Origin of the sequence: Cryobacterium cryoconiti, assembly GCF_004403065.1 — a bacterium.
In the GTDB taxonomy this organism is placed as follows: Bacteria; Actinomycetota; Actinomycetes; order Actinomycetales; family Microbacteriaceae; genus Cryobacterium; species Cryobacterium cryoconiti.
Genome location: NZ_SOHA01000040.1, coordinates 70,093 through 87,207, shown reverse-complemented (window position 1 = coordinate 87,207; position 17,115 = coordinate 70,093). Strand labels below are relative to the sequence as shown.

Sequence of the window (17,115 nt, the reverse complement as noted above, 5' to 3'; positions counted from 1 at the left end):
ACTGCCGGTGCGCAGCTCCGCTCACTCCACCGGTCGGTCAATTTGTTGATGAACCCGCCGGATCAGAGTGTTGTGGTGGCCCGTACTTTCGGGTGTCGACGACGTCCCGGGGCGCCGGGGCCGGACGTCGAGGCTGGTCCAGTATTCTTGAGAGAGGGCAGGTGGGCGAAGCACGGGGAGGGCGCCATGAAGATCCGAAATGGGATAGCGCGGACGGCGCTGATGCTCGCGATGCTGCTGAGCGCCTCCGCGATCTTGTCCGGATGCGCACCCTCACCGCCTGGCCCGCTTCAGGGTGACGGCGACTTTTCTGCGGGGATCACGGCTCGGCTCGATGCGGCCCTCGCCGACGCGATCACGCTGTCTGGATCATCCGGCGCGATCGCCGGGGTGTGGGCAAAGGAGGGCCGTTGGGTGGCCTCCCCGGGAACGACGACGATCAACGGAAACGTTCCTCTCAGCACGGACATGCGCTTCCGGATCGGGACGAATACCACAGCAATGACCTGCACCGTTTTGCTGCGCCTTGTCGACGAGGGCCGAGTAGCGCTGGACGACCGCGTCAGCACCTACCTCAGCCGTATTGTCGGCGTGAGTGACATCACTCTCGAACAGCTCTGCCAGAACACGTCCGGATTGCCCAGTACCAGCGCGGCCCTGACCGCACAGTTCGTGAACAACCCCACTCGCCCGTGGACGCCCATGGAACTCGTCTCCAACAGCCTGGCCAGCGCCCGTCAGGGCGTGCCCGGAGGGACCTGGGCCCAATCGGATATGGGTATCGTGTTGCTCGGGATGGCGCTTCAGGCCGCCACCGGTCAGGACTGGGCGTCACTGTATCGGGAGTACATCTTCGACCCGCTCCATTTGAACAACACGTCTTACCCCTCTGCCGCCGAACTGGACATCCCAGGAGCACACCCGCACGGATACGCGACGGAGCTCACCGCGACCGGTCAGGTGGTGTGTGGGAATGTCCGCGACGTCACTACGCTTTCCAACTCCCTGAGCGGGGTTGCCGGTGGCGTCATATCGACCCTGGACGATATGAGAATTTGGGCGCAAGCCCTCGCTGAGGGCAAGCTCCTGTCCACCACCTCCTCCACAGCGCAATGGGCCGCCGGACCCGGCGGAGCAGACTTCACCTCCTGGCAGAGCCACGGCCTGGGCACCGAACAAATCGGTTCCTGGCGTGGACACAGTGGGACGATCCCGGGATTCATCTCCGCCACACTGTCCGATCCGATATCCGGACTTACCGTAGTCGTGATGCTCAACAACTCCAGTGCAGGGAGCGCCTTCGCTCGGACGCTCGCCCAGCGCCTAGTCACTATTGCATATACCAACCCCGCCGCACCCACCGCGAAAGAACCCCCACCACCCCTGCCCTGGTCCGAGCAACAAACCGTGGCCACGCTCCAGGCCGCCGCCGTTTGCCAACCAACTCCCGCACCCCCCGGATAGCCAATCCGGCGAGATCATATCGACTCCCTGCGTGTTTCCAAGGCCGAGTAGACGGGTCATAAAAAGACTCGTTTCGGCCATCCACCAGCGAGTCCGGCTGTGGTCGCGGCGAAACTCACACTCCTCGGTCGCCATCAGGGAGCCACGCAGCACGGGCATCAGCTCACGCACCGCAGGCTTCCCTCCTCCCAGCGCTCAAGCACCGCTTCCGCGTCCGTGATCTCGTCTCTGACACGTCCGCGACTCCCGGTGCGGCTTGCAGTGCCCCCGATACCGCCCGTTTATCGTTCGTAAATGGCGCGGTCACGTCAGGCAGCACGCTGCTAATGGCTCACGGTGCGCTCGGGGCTGAGACCACGGAGCATGACGAGTTCGCGCTGGGAACCCGACAGCAGATCGCCGGGTTCGTCGGTCGCGGTGAAGCCGTTTCTTTCGTAGGTTCGTCGGGCTGCGACATTGTCCGGCATCACGGACAGGGCGAGCGTCGTCGCACCAGTGCTCGCCGCCCAACGCGCGATCGCAGTGATGAGTGCAGTGGCGACACCCCGACTTCGAAGGGCGGGGTCGACCCACATGGAGATGAGCTCGGCGCAGCTAGCGCGATCCGTGGACGGGGTCCCCGTGGCCATGCTGACAGGGATGTTCCCGTCGACGTCAACAGCCGGTAAATCGATCGCTCCCGGGATCGACAGACGGTCACGCCAGCGGTCATCCGGTGCGTCTGCCCACTCTTGCAAGCGTGAACCGAAGGCGCCAGGCGCAGCATCAGCACCTCGAGCTGCACCGACCGCCAGGCCCGCGGATACGCTGCGCAGCTCGATGCTCATGCCCCGACCCTACCGACAAGCGCGACCTCGTGTGGAGCAACAAACACGATGAGAAGAGCTTCGCGACTGTGTCTGTTTCTCCTAGTGAGCCGCGAGTGGCTTTTCGAGTGCGTTCGCGGGCTGCCGGGCTGTTAAAGGTTGGGCGATTCGGTGCGGACCGAACCAGGAGGTGCGTGTTCCTCTGAACCGCCACTCCACAGGTGCCGTCAGCCGCCGCCGACGTGGATACCAGGCCGCCGCGCGGGATCGGCTTCGTTTTGGCGAAGAATTTCGCGCACGACGGGTGCGGTATCGCCTTGGCCGAGGAGGAGGTAGCGCAGCAGGTGCCCGAGGGGGTTGCCTTCTGACCATTCGAAGTAGGCGTGGGGTCGCACTCCGGAAGCGTCGCGCAGTGCCAGGAGGATGGCGGCGATGGCGTTCGGTGCCGCGGGACTCTGGGCGCGCAGCACCCGAAGCCCGTTGACTACCTCACCGCGAACATGGAGCACTTCGCTGAAACTGGACGGATCAACGACCTCGATCTCCAGGAACAGCACGTCAGCGCGACCCGGCACGGGATTCATCCCGCGTTGCGCCGTCTCTTTACCGGCATAGTCGGTTTGTTTGCCCGGCTTGGGTTTGGTCGCAATCAAGTTCAAGGCACCATCGAATACGAGCGAGTCCGTGATGAAGCGCCGCGCCTGTTCGTCCAGTTCGACCGCTTCCACCCGCAGTTCGGTGGTGCGCGAAACCCGGGAGACGAGCGACACGACGATGATCCCCAGAATGAAGAACGCCGAAATTGCTATGCCGTCGGGCTTTTCTAGGATGTTCTCACCAAGGGCGTAGAGGAGGATCAGGGTCAGGATGGTGAAGGCGATACTTGCGCGGCGCTGGTGGCGACGGATAGCGGAGATCGTGACGGCGATGGCGCCGGAGACCATCATCGCCAGGATGCCGGTGGCGTAGGCGCCGGCTTGTGCGTTGACGTCGGCGTTGAACCCGATCGTGATCAGGATGCTGATGCCGGTGTAGACGAGAACCACGGGGCGCACGGCGCGGCTCCACTCGGGGGCCATGCCGTACGACGGCAGGTAGCGGGGGACGATGTTGATCAGGCCGGCCATGGCGGATGCCCCCGCAAACCACAGGATGAGGATGCTGCTCACGTCGTAGACGGTGCCGAAGGTGTTCCCGACGAGTTCGTGAGCCAGGTAGGCCAGTGCGCGGCCGCTGGCTTCGCCGCCGTCCTCGAAAGCCTCCTCGGGAATGAGGAGGGTGGTGACGAAGGTGCTCGAGAGGAGGTAGGCGCTCATGATGAGGGCCGCCGCGGTCAGGAGCTTTCGGGTATTGCGGATGCGTGAGGCCAGGCGCTCCTCGCTGGTTTTCCCGGCCGAGGCAACCAGAGGCATCATGCTCACCCCGGTCTCGAATCCGGACAGACCGAGCACCAGCAGCGGGAAAGCGATGATGGCGGGACCGAGTAGGTCACCGAAACCCCCGCCGCGAGACATGAGGGCGTCGGTCCATCCGGCGAGAGCGGCGGGTTCCGTGACCACGTGGTAGAGGCCCACGCCGATCACGACGGCGTTCAGGGCGAGGTAGACCGCTACCAATGGGATGGCGACCGCGACGGCTTCGCTGAACCCGAGGAGGAAGACCCCGCCGAGGGTCAGGAGCAGGACGATTGTGATCGTCACGGCATGCCCCTCGAGGAAGCTGGGCGCGTACGGGTTTTCAAGGAGGTGGACCGTGGCATCCGCCGATGACAGGGTGATCGTGATAATCCAGGATGTTGCGACGAAGCCCAGAAGTACCAGGACAAAGAACTTGCCCTTCCAGAAGGGGAGGAGCCGTTCGAGCATCGCCACCGAACCCTGGCCATGCGGGCTCTCTTTCGCCACCCGCCGGTACATCGGCAGCATCCCCAGCAGGGTCAGCGCAACGATCAGCAGGGTCGCTAACGGCGCCAGTGTCCCGGCAGCCAGCACGGCGATGCTGGGCAGGTAGGACAGCGTCGAGAAGTAGTCGACACCGGTCAGGCACATGACCATCCACCAGGGACGCTTCGTCGCGGTGTCTGCGGGGCTCTCTGGCCCGAGGGGCTGCACGCGGTTCCGAAGGAGCCACCGCGCGAGGGTACTGGTTGGCGCCCCGGAACGGATCGGACGGGCAACGCTCGCCGGAATGATCGGAACATTTGATGAATCCACTGAAAACTTCCATCCCTCACCCGCTGGTCGCACGACCGTGATAATCGGTCGACGCTAATGCGATCTTCCGCTCTATTGTGAGCCATACGGAAGCAACCGCCGCACGCTCAGGACAACGATCTGAATTCGAAGTTGTGGTGCGGGTGTTGCGCAGTGCATTCCCGTGAACTCACATCGAGGACGCTCCTACATGCCGCGGTCAATGCCCTCGAACTGCGGGTTTACGGGAGCACGGTAGGGCGTTGCGAGGTGTTTGGCCTTGAGCGCGTGTCACAGCCACTTCTTTTTTCTAAAGACCCAGTAGAGGGCGACGCCGATTATGACCATCTCTCCGAGTGCTAAGGGGTATCCGAAAGTCCAGTGCAGCTCGGGCATGTTGTCGAAGTTCATGCCGTAGACGGTGCCGACGAGGGCTGGTGCGAAGAGGATGGCTGCCCAGGAGGAAATCTTCTTAACCTCTTCGTTCTGGGCGAGGCTCGTTTCAGACATATGTCGCATTTCGTCGTTCTGGCGTTGATTCACCAGGGTGGCGTGCACGGTCAGGGCGTTTTGAAGGATGGAGCGGAATGAGTCTGCTCGATCGACGACGCGGAGGGCGTGGTCCAGGACGTCACGGAAGGAACGTTGGAGTTCGAGTTCGACCTGATATTTTTCCGAGCCGCGGAGGAGCGCCTGCAGCATCGCGATGAGGGGGTGCACTGCGCGTTGGAATTCGATGACTTCCCGGGAGAGGTCGTAGATGCGTCGGGAAACTCCAGAATCGCCGTCGAAGAGTTGGTTTTCGATCTCGTCGACATCGTTCTCGAGCCCTGCGATGACGGGAGCGTACTCATCGACGACCTCGTCAAGGATGGCGTGGAGCACAGCTTGCGGCCCCTTGGCCAGGAGCAGGGAATTCGCTTCCAGGCGGTTCCTGACTCGGCCGAGGGCCGTCGATTCGGCGTGACGGACGGTGACGACAAAGTCCTCGCCGATGAAGAGGTGGAGCTCACCGAACTCCACCTCCTCCGTCTCGTCGATGTATCGTGCGGGGCGCAACACGAGGAACAAGGTGGATCCGTACCGCTCCAGCTTGGCCCGTTGATGGCCGGTCAGAGCGTCCTCCACCGCCAGCGGGTGGAGATCGAATTCGTTGGCGACTGACCGTATCTCAGCGGCGTCCGGCCGGTAGAGACCGATCCAGGCCATGCCATCGTTCTCGCGGAGGGCTTGGTACGTTTCCTCAAGGCTGTGGGGGCTTTCGGCGCGGTGTCCGGCTACGTATATGCCGTTGTCAATCAGTGCCATGGTTGTGTTCCATCGTTCAGTCGTCCAAGAATGTGTGTGAGCGGAGTCGACAGATGGCGTGCCATCCGGGCGTCGGTCACGATGGGGCGGGAGAGTGCCGCATTGTAAGCGACGTTGACTCGATGAGCGTGCCGCCAGGACTCGGGACGGCCCAACGACCATGTTCTACTGAACGCGGAAACGGGCCCGAAAACTGAGCGGGGCGGCGCAACTACTATGACCAGCCATGGCCACTCACCCGCCTCAGATCGGAGCGTCTTGGCCCGATTGGACCGCGCAAATTCTACTTCACAATCAGTTCGGGGACGAAACGGCACCCGTGGCGGACCTGGCCCCTAGATCCAGTCATTGCGTTTGAAGAGGAAGTACAACAGCGTGGAGAGGCCCACGATCAGTGCTGCTGAACTGAAGAAACCCCCAACTTCGCTGAATCCGGGGTAGGGCACGTTTTGGCCGTAGAAGCCAGTGATGGCGGTTGGGACGGCGATGATGGCGGCATAGCCGGTCACCTTCTTGGTGATCACGTTGAGCCGGTTTCCCTGAAGGGCCAAATTCGCTTCAAGAATACTCGTGGCGAGGTCGCGCAGGCTCTCGGTCCATTCCATAGCGCGCAGCACATGGTCGTACACGTCTTGGAAGTAGGGGCCCATCTCGTCAGCCACGAGGTGAAGGTCGCGGCGGAGGAGCGTGTTTACGACTTCGCGCATCGGCAGGATCACCCGCTGGAGCGTTACGAGACTCTTGCGGAGCGCGAACGAACTCCGGTGCAGGGCCTCCTGGTTGGCCGATGGCACGAACAGCTGGTTCTGGAGCTCTTCGATCTCCTCGTCCAGGGCCTCCACCGCGTCAAAGTACCCGTCGAAAATTCGAAACGGGGGCCCGCTTAGAGTTCGGCTACCGCGCCTCTATCAGCGCCGTGCTGCGGAAGGGCGCGACCTACTGACAGCCCAGACTATGGCGGCGAACACGATGGTGGCGACGGCGAAAGTCAGTGCATAGAGCGCGACGACGTCGTACCCCTGTGCCGGGTCCAAGAAGGGGTACGGTACCCATCCGTCGGTTGCCCCGCGGAGGAACACGACCATGATCCACACGATGGGGTAGATGAGGGCAATCCATAGTTCGTTCCGTGGGAGGGGGCTGCGGTCGCTGAAGATCAGCTAATCGAGGGCTGCGAACATCAGGATCGGCGTCCAGACGCCCGCATCCCGAAGCTCAGCGCACACCGAGAAGCCGCTCCGCCCCGGCAGCATGATGTCCAGGATGATCGCGTCGTACGACCCCTCGGTCGCCCGCATAGTCCCCCGACGCCGTCGTACTTGGCCTCCACGATAAATCCTTCGCGACGAGTCCGCGGTCATCGTCGACGATCAGCAGCTTCATCTTGAACCTCCTTTGCCGCTGCCCTGTGTCGGTGGCCTCCGGGCGCACCCGCACAGCGGAATTTGTCAAGGTGTATGAGGCCAGTGTGAGTTTAGGCGGCTAGTTGTGGCTGGCCTTCTTGTGCTTGGGCGGGATGGTTGATCGAGGCCGCGTCGGGGACGGTGAGGGTCTTCGGGTTGAGGCCATCGGAGCAGGAGCATTCAACTTGGTCACATTCGTGACGGGAGTCGTAATCCTGCTGTCCGATTACGAAGCGTCGACCACCGTAGCGCTCCTGGTAGCACTATCGCTCTCGGCCAAATTTATCGTCGTCCTGCCATTCTGGGCGGGGATCGCCGCATTTCAGCGATCAGCAACTGCGTCGGGTTCCCACGCGCGGTGTTGGGCCAGGCGGGCAACTCTGGTTCATTTCAGGCATGCGCGTGCGAACTGGGAATCGTCATCGGGATTGTCCGTTCGATCATTTTCCAGGCGATTTGGCTGGCAGCTGCGTCGACGCACAGCGCTGAGCGGTACTGGTCCTTTGCACGGAACGGCAAGCAGGTCGCTGACGACGATGTCGGCTGGTAACCGCAGCCATTGCATGTCGTCCTTTGAGCGCGGTCGAAGCTGCATACGCTTCGTGTGGGTACTACTAGTACGGCCGAGGACACGGGCAGCGGAGAGAATCGGGCGGCAGTGGTCCAGCTCGGCGTCGACCCACACTACGAGGTGACGGTGCGAATCGGTGTAACCGGTTTCTTCCACCCGGGTGAGTAGCACGGTGATGAATCTTTGAGGTGAGGTGAGGTGCCCCGCCCACAGGTTTTCAGCCGGCCCGATCCTCACCGTGGGTGTCTCGTCACGGCTCGTGCGGACCAGGGAGACACCGTTGATGATGAGATCGTCGGCGGTCTGGACCGTGCCCTCGGGCCAGCACTCGGTGGTCGCCGCGCGCTTCGCCTGAATTCGTTTGGCCATGATGCTTGACATTAGGGTCATGATTCCTCCATATTTTTTTCGTTGTTGTTTTATCCGATTCATGCAAGTTGCGCTAACCAGGTGAATTCCGCCGTGTCTTCTTGTCCGTGATTCGGAGCACTAATTCGGACCGGCGGCCGTGCGCGGACGTCCCGTAGGGCTACAGCCCCTGCGCAGGGGATCGCCAGTAGGTCGCCTTCCCGGAGATCGTCGGGCAGCTCGACAACACCGCGTCCACCACTGGGGGTCTCGTGAGACTCGCCGGAGAGGAGAACCGCGACAGTGCTTTATACCGTCGACGCTCGCCCGAGGAGCCGAGTCTCCGGCCAGGCCGCGTTCACGGTATCCAGGCAGGCGTCGATGAGTACGACCCGTGCGGCATCACAATTTCTTAGGACCGTGGTGACCCGCACGACGACCACGGCGGCACCCTGATGAGAGGACGGCCGCCCATACGTCCCAGGAATGACGGCGGCAGGGGTATGCACGCAGGGGGTTTGGCAGATCTCCACCAAACGGTTCATGGATACTCCCGAAATGATGACATCGGTGGTCGTCACCTGTGAGCCTTCCGGCCATGCGTTGACGTTGAAAGGATCGGGGAGCGTGCGCCGAAGGGTCGGCATGATGGCGGTGAGGGTCATGAGCGGGGCCTCGATGTGAGGACGCAGGGTATATGAGGCTCCAATGTGGGGCTGTCGGAAGTTGTCATGATTCAGTCCTAATGGGGGCGGGCGCGGATGTTCCGATTCCTAACGGAATGCATGCGGGATTTTCGTGGAACCGCACGGTATTTCTGCGGGAGGTGCGAGCCAAACCCCCAATGCGCTACACCGGGGTTCCTGGCCGGATCTGGACACCGCGGCGACTGACAAGAGTGCGTGGCCTTCGAAGGGAGCCCCAGCGGATGGCCGCGTGCGTATGAATCTTGTTAGGTTCCGTCGGATTGCCGTTTGGATCCCGTTAGGGCTGTGATTTTGCCGAGAGCGAGGGTATCTAATCGGATGTCGTGCCGCTGCGGCATCAGCGCCCCGCCCCGGGTCGCGTTGTCCTTCTCCAGATGGAGTTACTTGTGCTTGACATTATTTACGTGCTCGGCATTCTCGCCGTTTTCGCGTTTGTAGGCGTCATCGGCTGGGGGGTCGAGAAGCTGTGATCTTCTTCGACCTGCTCGCCGCGGCGTTGGCCATTGCCGCTGTGGTGTACCTCGTGGTCGCCCTCGTGAAACCGGAGCGATTCTAGATGGACGTGTTCTTCGCAGTTCTCCAAGTGGCCACCCTGGCACTTATTCTCACGCTCCTGTACCGCCCGTTGGGCGATTACATGGCCCGTACCTACACCTCAAAGAAAGACCTAAAAGCCGAGCGAGGCTTTTACCGTGTCATCGGGGTGGATTCCAGAGTCGAACAGACCTGGCAGTCCTATTTGCGCGGCGTGCTCGCCTTTTCCGTTGTCGGGCTGCTTTTCGTGTACCTCCTGCAGCGTATTCAGGCCGTGCTTCCTTACTCTTTGGGGCTTCCCGCAGTTCCGGAAGGACTGTCATTCAACACGGCGGCGTCGTTCGTGGCGAACACGAACTGGCAGTCGTACTCGCCCGACGTGACTATGGGCTACACCGTTCAAATCGCTGGCCTAGCCGTACAGAACTTCGTCTCAGCTGCAGTCGGTATCGCCATCGCCATTGCGCTGGTGCGTGGTTTCACCCGGCGCGAGTCAACAACGATTGGAAATTTCTGGGTAGATCTGACCCGGGGAATCCTGCGGCTGCTGCTGCCTCTTTCAATGGTTGGCGCGGTGGTCCTGCTGGTCGGTGGGGTTATCCAAAACTTTAATGGCTTTACTGAGATCACGACTCTCAGCGGCGGCCTTCAGAACCTACCCGGTGGTCCGGTCGCGTCACAGGAAGTGATCAAGAACCTCGGCACCAACGGCGGCGGATTCTTCAACGCCAACGCATCGCACCCCTTCGAGAACCCCAATGCCTGGACGAGTCTGTTCCAGAACGTACTGATGCTGATGATCCCGTTCTCCCTCCCCCGCACCTTCGGCCGCATGGTCGGAAATCACAAGCAGGGGTACGCAATCCTTGCTGTCATGGGCACGATCTTCGTCGCCTCGCTCACCTTCCTCACCCTCTTCGAACTCAACGGTGCCGGCACCGCGCCTGAACTCGCCGGTGGCGCAATGGAAGGCAAGGAACAACGATTCGGCATATTCGCATCCACTCTGTTCGGATCCACGAGCACCTTGACGTCAACCGGTGCGGTCAACTCAATGCACGATTCCTACACATCACTCGGCGGCATGATGCCGATGCTGAACATGATGCTCGGCGAGGTCGCACCGGGCGGAGTCGGATCCGGTCTCTACGGGATGCTGGTCCTCGCGATCATTGCGGTCTTCGTCGGCGGATTGCTCGTCGGCCGCACCCCTGAGTACCTGGGCAAAAAGATCGGCCCGAAGGAGATCAAGCTCGCGAGCCTCTACATCTTGGTCACCCCCACGATCGTCCTGCTGGGTACGGCACTGAGCTTCGCAATTCCAGCGGTGCGCGCAGACGTCGAGTCGACCTCAATTTGGAATCCCGGCATTCATGGGCTGTCCGAAGTTCTGTACGCCTTTACCTCCGCGGCGAACAACAACGGTTCGGCATTCGCGGGACTGACCGCGAATACCCCGTGGTTCAACACCGCCCTCGGCGTTGCGATGCTGCTCGGCCGGTTCATCCCGATTGTGCTGGTACTCGCGTTGGCCGGCTCCCTAGCTGCTCAGGATAAAGTCCCGGCCACTGCAGGAACCCTGCCCACGCACCGGCCGCAGTTCGTCGGCCTCCTCATCGGCGTGACGATCATCATCACTGCTCTCACCTATTTCCCCGTACTCGCGCTGGGTCCCCTAGCGGAAGGGCTGCAGTAATCATGTCCACAACAACATCCACGATGGCGCCGCATAAACCCGACACCACTCGCACCCCACGAACTCAGCAGAGCACGTTCAGTGCCGAGCAGCTGATCTCCGCCATACCCGGAGCCGTCAGGAAGCTCAACCCGCGGCAGATGTGGCGCAACCCCGTCATGTTCATCGTCGAAGTCGGTGCGGCATTCACCACTGTTCTCGCCGTCGCCGAACCGTTCCTGGGCGGCCCGGCATCATCGGGCGGTTCCACAGTGCCAGGATCCTTCACCTGGGGCATCGCCGTCTGGCTGTGGCTGACAGTGCTCTTCGCCAACCTCGCCGAGTCGGTCGCTGAGGGCCGCGGCAAAGCGCAGGCAGAGAGTCTGCGCAAGACCCGTACCAGCACCATGGCGCACAAAGTCACGGGGTACAGCTTCACTGGTGATCCCGCGGCTACCACCACGTCAGTGCAGGAATCCTCCTCAGCGGAGCTGCAACTAGGTGACGTCGTAGTCGTCACCGCCGGAGACCTAATCCCCGGCGATGGCGACATCATCTGGGGAATCGCGTCAGTCGATGAGTCCGCTATCACCGGCGAATCGGCTCCCGTCGTGCGAGAATCCGGGGGCGACCGCAGCGCCGTCACCGGCGGCACCCGGGTACTTTCTGACCGCATCGTCGTGAAGATCACCAGCAAGCCCGGCGAAACCTTCGTCGATCGGATGATCGGCCTCGTCGAGGGCGCCTCGAGGCAGAAAACACCCAACGAGATCGCGCTGAATATCCTCTTGGCTAGCCTCACAATTATCTTTGTCATCGTCACCCTGACTCTGAACCCCATTGCTTCCTACTCCGCCGCGACGGTCAGTCTGCCGGTCCTGGTTGCCCTGTTGGTCTGCCTCATCCCGACCACCATCGGTGCGTTGCTCTCCGCGATCGGTATTGCTGGGATGGACCGGCTCGTACAACACAACGTCTTGGCCATGTCCGGGCGGGCAGTCGAGGCTGCCGGAGACGTCACGACGCTGCTGCTGGACAAGACGGGCACCATCACTTACGGCAATCGCCGCGCCTCCGAGTTCGTGTGCGTCGATGGTGTCAGCGCGGACGAACTCATCCGGACGGCTGCACTGTCTTCACTGGCCGACCCCACGCCCGAAGGAAAATCCGTTGTCGACCTCGCCGTCGTGAAAGGAATCCACGTAGGCGAGTTCGCGGTCGGAGACATAATCCCCTTCACGGCTCAGACTCGCATGAGCGGACTGGACCAGCCCGACGGAATCCAAATTAGAAAGGGCGCCGGCTCTGCTGTCATCGCCTGGATCGAGGAGAACGGGCGGGTGGCAAGCTCCGTGCTCGACGATCTCGACGAACATGTAGAGCGCATCGCGAAAAGCGGTGGTACCCCGCTCGTGGTCGCCGTGAAAAGCGCGACCGGTGAGGGTCGCATCCTCGGCGTCGTGCACCTCAAGGACATTGTCAAGGAGGGCCTCAAGGAGCGTTTCGCCGAAATGCGGGCAATGGGTATCCGCACCGTCATGATCACAGGTGACAACCCGCTAACGGCCAAGGCCATCGCTGCCGAAGCCGGCGTCGATGATTACCTCGCCGAAGCCACCCCGGAGGACAAGCTCGCACTCATTCGCCGGGAACAGCAAGGCGGCAACCTGGTCGCGATGACCGGTGACGGCACCAACGACGCCCCCGCGCTCGCTCAAGCGGATGTCGGTGTGGCGATGAACACTGGAACTTCGGCCGCGAAGGAGGCCGGCAACATGGTTGACCTAGACTCCGACCCGAGCAAGCTGATCGACATCGTCCGCATCGGCAAGCAGCTGCTGATCACCCGAGGGGCGCTCACCACATTCTCGATCGCGAACGATATTGCCAAGTACTTCGCGATTATCCCCGCCATGTTCATGGGAGTGTTCCCCGGTCTGGCCGTGCTGAACATTATGGGGTTGAATTCCCCGTCGTCAGCCGTGCTGTCGGCAATCATCTTCAACGCCGTCGTCATCGTCTTCCTGATCCCATTGGCCCTGCGCGGGGTGAAGTACCGCCCGCTGAGCGCCTCCAGAATCCTGAGCCGCAACCTGCTGGTCTATGGCGTCGGCGGCGTGGTTGCACCCTTCATCGGAATCAAGCTGATTGACCTCGTCGTCGGCCTGATCCCTGGCTTCTAACCCTATGCTCGACTTTAGAAAGAAGACTTCATCATGAGCTCATCCCGCTCGGGCATACCGCACTACTGGGTCGCCCTCCGCGCCATGCTCGTCCTCACCGTCGTCCTCGGTGTGGCATACCCGCTCATCATCACCGGGACCGGTCAGCTCGCCCTGCCCGCCCAAGCGAACGGAACCATCGAAACCGTGGACGGCGGCACCGTCGGGTCCGCCCTCATCGGGCAGTCATTCTCCGACGCTGACGGCAACCCGCTGCCCGAGTGGTTCCAGCCGCGGCCCTCGGCCGCCGGAGAAGGCTACGACGGAGGAGCCTCCAGCGGATCCAACTACGGACCCGAGAACACCGACTTGATTGCGGCGATCGAGGAGCGGAAGGCGCAGATTGCCGAGTTCAACAGCGTGTACCCGGATGATATCCCTGCGGACGCCCTCACGGCGTCGGCGTCAGGCTTGGACCCGCACATCAGCCCGGAATACGCGCTACTGCAGGTAAATCGCATCGCCGCGGAAAGAACCCTGTCCGTGGAAGACGTGCGGGCTCTAGTTGAGAGCCACATCCAAGCCCGGGAACTCGGCTACCTCGGCGAGCCGACCGTGAATGTGCTGCAGCTGAACATCGCTCTCACAGCCCTCAAGGCGTAAGCCATGAGACGAGGGCAGTTACGAGTGCTGCTCGGTGCCGCCCCCGGCGTCGGAAAAACGTACACCATGCTCGAGGAAGGCAAACGGCTCCTCGGTGAAGGTACAGACGTGGTGGTCGCGGTCGTGGAAACCCACGGCCGCGCCGCCACGGCCGCCATGGCTGAGGGCCTTGAGATTGTTCCCCGCAGCACCGTCATATACCGGGGTGTCGAATTGACGGAGATGGACCTTGCTGCGGTGATCGCGCGGAAGCCCGACATCGCCTTAGTGGATGAGTTGGCGCATACCAACGCGCCAGGCTCTCCACACGAGAAACGCTGGCAAGACGTGGAGAGCCTGTTGGCTGCGGGGATCGACGTGATGTCTACCGTCAATATTCAACACATTGAATCCCTCAATGATGTCGTGCAGCAAATTACCGGAGTACCGCAGCGCGAAACTATCCCCGACAAAGTACTCCGCGCAGCAGACCAAATCGAAGTCGTCGATCTCGCACCTCAAGCCCTTCGTGGGCGCCTCGCCGATGGGCGGGTATACCCGGCGGAACGCATTGACGCCGCACTGTCAAATTACTTCCGCCTGGGCAACCTCACCGCCCTGCGTGAGCTCGCCCTACTTTGGTTGGCAGACGAGGTAGACACCGCCCTGAAAAGCTATCGTGCTGAACATGGAATCGACAGTAAATGGGAGGCCAGGGAGCGGGTCGTCATCGCTCTCACCGGCGGTCCAGAAGGAGAAACCCTGATTCGGCGAGGCGCCCGCATCGCTGCCCGCTCTGCAGGGGGAGAACTCCTCGCGTTACATATCATCAGCCAGGATGGCCTGCGCTCCGCTCACCCAGGAGCGCTCGCCCAGCAGCGAACCCTAGTCGAGACCCTCGGAGGCACCTACCACCAGGTCATTGGCGACGATATCCCCCTTGCTCTCGTCGAATTCGCCAAGGGAGCGAATGCCACCCAGCTGGTGATCGGGGTCAGCCGCAGGAGCCGGCTCATGGCGGCTCTTACTGGGCCGGGAATCGGATCGACGGTGATCCGCGAGTCCGGTAACATCGACGTCCACATCGTCACTCACGCTGCGGCCGGAGGACACTTCACGCTCCCCCGACTCGCAGGAGGCGTCACGATGAAACGCCGCACTATCGGGTTCCTCATCGCCCTAGTCGGCGGTCCACTCGTCACCTGGCTGCTCGTGTCGTTCCGAAGCCCGGAGTCAATCACCAGCGATGTTCTCACCTACCAGCTCCTCGTTGTCCTCGTCGCCCTGGTCGGCGGTATCTGGCCCGCACTTTTCGCTGCGTTCCTGTCGGGCCTCACCCTCGACTTCTTCTTCGTCGAACCTGTAAATACGATTACCGTTGATGAACCGTTACATCTCTTGGCGCTTTTCCTATACGTTCTCAATGCTGTCCTGGTCAGCTACGTCGTGGATCAAGCGGCGCGACGTAGCCGCGCAGCCAAACGCTCAGCGGCGGAGTCCGAACTTCTCGCCACCATCTCCGGAAGTGTCCTCCGGGGTCAGAGCGCTCTACAAGCGCTGGCCAGTCAAACTCGCGAAGCCTTCAATCTCACCGGGGTGCGCCTGACAGCGGACGGGCAAATCATTGTGCGGGACGGTGAACCCACCACCGACCAGAAGCTCACGACGGTGCCCGTCGGGACACGCGCGATCCTTGAACTCCACGGCGGAGCTCTACAGGCATCAGAACGACGACTGCTCGCCGTGATCGCCGCGCAGATCGATGCCGCAATGGAACACTCCGACCTCACCGCCACAGCAAACGAAGTCGGGCCACTAGCTAAGGCAGACCGCGTGCGAAGTGCGCTCCTCACCGCAGTGAGCCACGACCTCCGCCGCCCTCTCGCAGCTGCTACTGCTGCCATTAGCGGACTTCGCTCAACCGACATCGTCTGGTCGGACAGCGATCGAGACGAGCTCATCGCCACCGCTGATGAGAGCCTTCAAGCGCTTGCATCACTCGTGACTAATCTTCTTGACGTCAGCAGGGTTCAAGCCGGCGTTCTCGGCGTGTTGCTCGATGCAGTCGACGCGGAGGATGTGATCCTCTCGTCGTTGGATGAACTGCATCTTGGTCCAGGGGAAATTGAACTCGACCTCGATCCAGATCTTCCGTACCTCCTGGCAGATCAGGGCCTACTTCAGAGGGTGGTCGTAAATCTCCTTGCCAATGCCGCCCGTTTTACCCCGCCCGGCACGCGGGTCCGCATCTCCACTAGCAGTTTCGGTGGCACCGTCGAGATCCGAGTCATCGACCACGGTCCAGGCATAGCCGCCGAACGCCGAGAGGAAATCTTCGTTCCATTTCAGCGGCTGGGCGACACCGATAACCTCACCGGCCTCGGGCTCGGTCTTGCCCTATCCAAAGGATTCACCGAGGGCATGGGCGGCACTCTCGAAGCCGAGACTACCCCTGCTGGCGGCCTCACAATGGTCATCGCCCTCCCCGCAGTTAGCCAGAAAGTCCCATCATCAGACGAGAAGCCCATCTACTCCCAACCGGACCACATTGCACCTCAAGGCAAGGAGTCACATGAAGATCCTCATCGCTGACGACGACCCCCAAATACTCCGCGCCCTGCGCATCACCCTCAGCGCACGCGGCTATGAGATCATCACCGCCGCCAACGGCACAGACGCTGTCAACGCGGCCATCGAGCATCGCCCCGACATATACATGATCGACCTAGGCATGCCCGAACTCAATGGCATCCAAGTCATCCAAGGCCTTCGGGGGTGGACCCATGCCCCCATCCTCGTGGTCTCCGGGCGTACCGGCGCAGTCGACAAGGTCGAGGCGCTTGACGCTGGCGCGGACGATTACGTAACCAAACCCTTCTCCATCGACGAGCTCCTCGCCCGAATCCGCGCCCTCACGCGTCGCGTCCCCAACCAGGAAACCGCCCCCATTACACGAATCGCCGACATCTCCATCGACCTCGTAGCCAAAAGCATCACCAAGGAGACAACCGACGGAACCGAATTCGTGCGCCTGACGCCGACGGAATGGCAGGTGCTCGAAGTCCTTGTCAGGAACGTCGGCAGACTCGTGTCCCGTCAAACCCTCCTGACCGAAATCTGGGGATCTGAACACATCACTGACACCGGATACCTGCGCCTCTACATCGCGCAGCTCCGCAAGAAAATTGAGCCCGACCCAAGCAGGCCCCGCTATCTGCTCACTGAATCGGGCATGGGGTATCGATTCATGCCGGACCGCAACATGCGTGACTGACTTGCAGTTCACCGGAACTAGGCGACTGG

General features: G+C 61.8%; 15 protein-coding genes. 7 read left to right on the top strand and 8 right to left on the bottom strand.

Translation table 11 applies throughout. The features are described 5' to 3' along the window. Window positions 1-186 precede the first annotated feature (186 nt). The gene (locus tag E3T49_RS14220; protein WP_166785568.1) at window positions 187-1,464 is read left to right on the top strand and encodes a serine hydrolase domain-containing protein; all 1,278 of its coding nucleotides are present in this window, start codon (window positions 187-189) and stop codon (window positions 1,462-1,464) included. Window positions 1,465-1,787: 323 nt separating this feature from the next. On the opposite strand, the gene E3T49_RS14215 is transcribed toward E3T49_RS14220, so the two are convergent. The 8 genes from E3T49_RS14215 to E3T49_RS14185 form a co-directional block, all read right to left on the bottom strand. Further along, window positions 1,788-2,291 (bottom strand): GNAT family N-acetyltransferase, encoded by a 504-nt coding sequence (locus tag E3T49_RS14215; RefSeq protein ID WP_134425561.1) that lies wholly within the window; start codon window positions 2,289-2,291, stop codon window positions 1,788-1,790. A 206-nt stretch (window positions 2,292-2,497) separates the two neighbouring features. After that, entirely contained in the window at window positions 2,498-4,318 is a 1,821-nt protein-coding gene (locus tag E3T49_RS14210) for an APC family permease (RefSeq protein WP_241972839.1), read from the bottom strand. 435 nt (window positions 4,319-4,753) lie between these two features. Continuing rightward, window positions 4,754-5,770, bottom strand: a complete 1,017-nt coding sequence (locus E3T49_RS14205; RefSeq protein ID WP_134425559.1) for a magnesium and cobalt transport protein CorA — start codon at window positions 5,768-5,770, stop codon at window positions 4,754-4,756. Window positions 5,771-6,105: 335 nt separating this feature from the next. Next, window positions 6,106-6,636 (bottom strand): magnesium transporter CorA family protein, encoded by a 531-nt coding sequence (locus tag E3T49_RS14200; protein ID WP_134425558.1) that lies wholly within the window; start codon window positions 6,634-6,636, stop codon window positions 6,106-6,108. A 42-nt stretch (window positions 6,637-6,678) separates the two neighbouring features. After that, on the bottom strand, window positions 6,679-6,927 hold the full coding sequence (locus E3T49_RS16405) for a Pr6Pr family membrane protein (RefSeq protein WP_277613107.1): 249 nt from the start codon (window positions 6,925-6,927) through the stop codon (window positions 6,679-6,681). Window positions 6,928-6,930: 3 nt separating this feature from the next. After that, entirely contained in the window at window positions 6,931-7,068 is a 138-nt protein-coding gene (locus E3T49_RS16400; RefSeq protein WP_198414263.1) for a response regulator, read from the bottom strand. A gap of 490 nt (window positions 7,069-7,558) precedes the next feature. Continuing rightward, window positions 7,559-8,125: a hypothetical protein gene (locus E3T49_RS14190; protein ID WP_134425556.1), complete on the bottom strand. Its 567-nt coding sequence runs from the start codon at window positions 8,123-8,125 to the stop codon at window positions 7,559-7,561. A 275-nt stretch (window positions 8,126-8,400) separates the two neighbouring features. Further along, a complete protein-coding gene (locus tag E3T49_RS14185) occupies window positions 8,401-8,757 on the bottom strand; it encodes a hypothetical protein (protein ID WP_134425555.1) in 357 nt (118 codons plus the stop codon). A gap of 508 nt (window positions 8,758-9,265) precedes the next feature. Between E3T49_RS14185 and E3T49_RS14180 the strand changes: the two genes are divergently transcribed. From E3T49_RS14180 to E3T49_RS14155, 6 genes are read left to right on the top strand one after another with little or no spacing between them, the layout of a single operon-like run. Then, window positions 9,266-9,355 carry a potassium-transporting ATPase subunit F gene (locus E3T49_RS14180; protein ID WP_110127642.1) on the top strand — a complete coding sequence of 30 codons (90 nt, stop codon included), beginning with the start codon at window positions 9,266-9,268 and terminating at the stop codon, window positions 9,353-9,355. Continuing rightward, window positions 9,356-11,029, top strand: coding sequence for a potassium-transporting ATPase subunit KdpA (kdpA, locus tag E3T49_RS14175; RefSeq protein ID WP_134425554.1), 1,674 nt, complete (start codon window positions 9,356-9,358; stop codon window positions 11,027-11,029). A gap of 2 nt (window positions 11,030-11,031) precedes the next feature. Continuing rightward, entirely contained in the window at window positions 11,032-13,191 is a 2,160-nt protein-coding gene (gene kdpB / locus E3T49_RS14170; protein WP_134425553.1) for a potassium-transporting ATPase subunit KdpB, read from the top strand. Between the two features lie 33 nt (window positions 13,192-13,224). Further along, window positions 13,225-13,833: a potassium-transporting ATPase subunit KdpC gene (gene kdpC, locus E3T49_RS14165; protein ID WP_134425552.1), complete on the top strand. Its 609-nt coding sequence runs from the start codon at window positions 13,225-13,227 to the stop codon at window positions 13,831-13,833. Window positions 13,834-13,836: 3 nt separating this feature from the next. Next, complete coding sequence (locus tag E3T49_RS14160) at window positions 13,837-16,404, top strand: sensor histidine kinase (RefSeq protein ID WP_134425551.1); 2,568 nt, start codon at window positions 13,837-13,839, stop codon at window positions 16,402-16,404. Beyond that, window positions 16,385-17,086, top strand: a complete 702-nt coding sequence (locus E3T49_RS14155) for a response regulator (RefSeq protein WP_134425550.1) — start codon at window positions 16,385-16,387, stop codon at window positions 17,084-17,086. The genes E3T49_RS14160 and E3T49_RS14155 overlap by 20 nt, the downstream gene beginning before the upstream one ends. The last annotated feature ends 29 nt before the right edge of the window (window positions 17,087-17,115 follow it).

Excerpts from the sequence above, each read along its gene's own strand:
- E3T49_RS14160 (WP_134425551.1), top strand. The coding sequence starts at position 13,837 with ATGAGACGAGGGCAGTTACGAGTGCTGCTCGGTGCCGCCCCCGGCGTC.
- kdpC (WP_134425552.1), top strand. The coding sequence starts at position 13,225 with ATGAGCTCATCCCGCTCGGGCATACCGCACTACTGGGTCGCCCTCCGC.
- kdpA (WP_134425554.1), top strand. The coding sequence starts at position 9,356 with ATGGACGTGTTCTTCGCAGTTCTCCAAGTGGCCACCCTGGCACTTATT.
- E3T49_RS16400 (WP_198414263.1), bottom strand. The coding sequence starts at position 7,068 with ATGCGGGCGACCGAGGGGTCGTACGACGCGATCATCCTGGACATCATG.
- E3T49_RS14155 (WP_134425550.1), top strand. The coding sequence starts at position 16,385 with ATGAAGATCCTCATCGCTGACGACGACCCCCAAATACTCCGCGCCCTG.
- kdpB (WP_134425553.1), top strand. The coding sequence starts at position 11,032 with ATGTCCACAACAACATCCACGATGGCGCCGCATAAACCCGACACCACT.
- E3T49_RS14205 (WP_134425559.1), bottom strand. The coding sequence starts at position 5,770 with ATGGCACTGATTGACAACGGCATATACGTAGCCGGACACCGCGCCGAA.
- E3T49_RS14185 (WP_134425555.1), bottom strand. The coding sequence starts at position 8,757 with ATGACCCTCACCGCCATCATGCCGACCCTTCGGCGCACGCTCCCCGAT.
- E3T49_RS14220 (WP_166785568.1), top strand. The coding sequence starts at position 187 with ATGAAGATCCGAAATGGGATAGCGCGGACGGCGCTGATGCTCGCGATG.
- E3T49_RS14190 (WP_134425556.1), bottom strand. The coding sequence starts at position 8,125 with ATGTCAAGCATCATGGCCAAACGAATTCAGGCGAAGCGCGCGGCGACC.
- E3T49_RS14215 (WP_134425561.1), bottom strand. The coding sequence starts at position 2,291 with ATGAGCATCGAGCTGCGCAGCGTATCCGCGGGCCTGGCGGTCGGTGCA.
- E3T49_RS14210 (WP_241972839.1), bottom strand. The coding sequence starts at position 4,318 with ATGTGCCTGACCGGTGTCGACTACTTCTCGACGCTGTCCTACCTGCCC.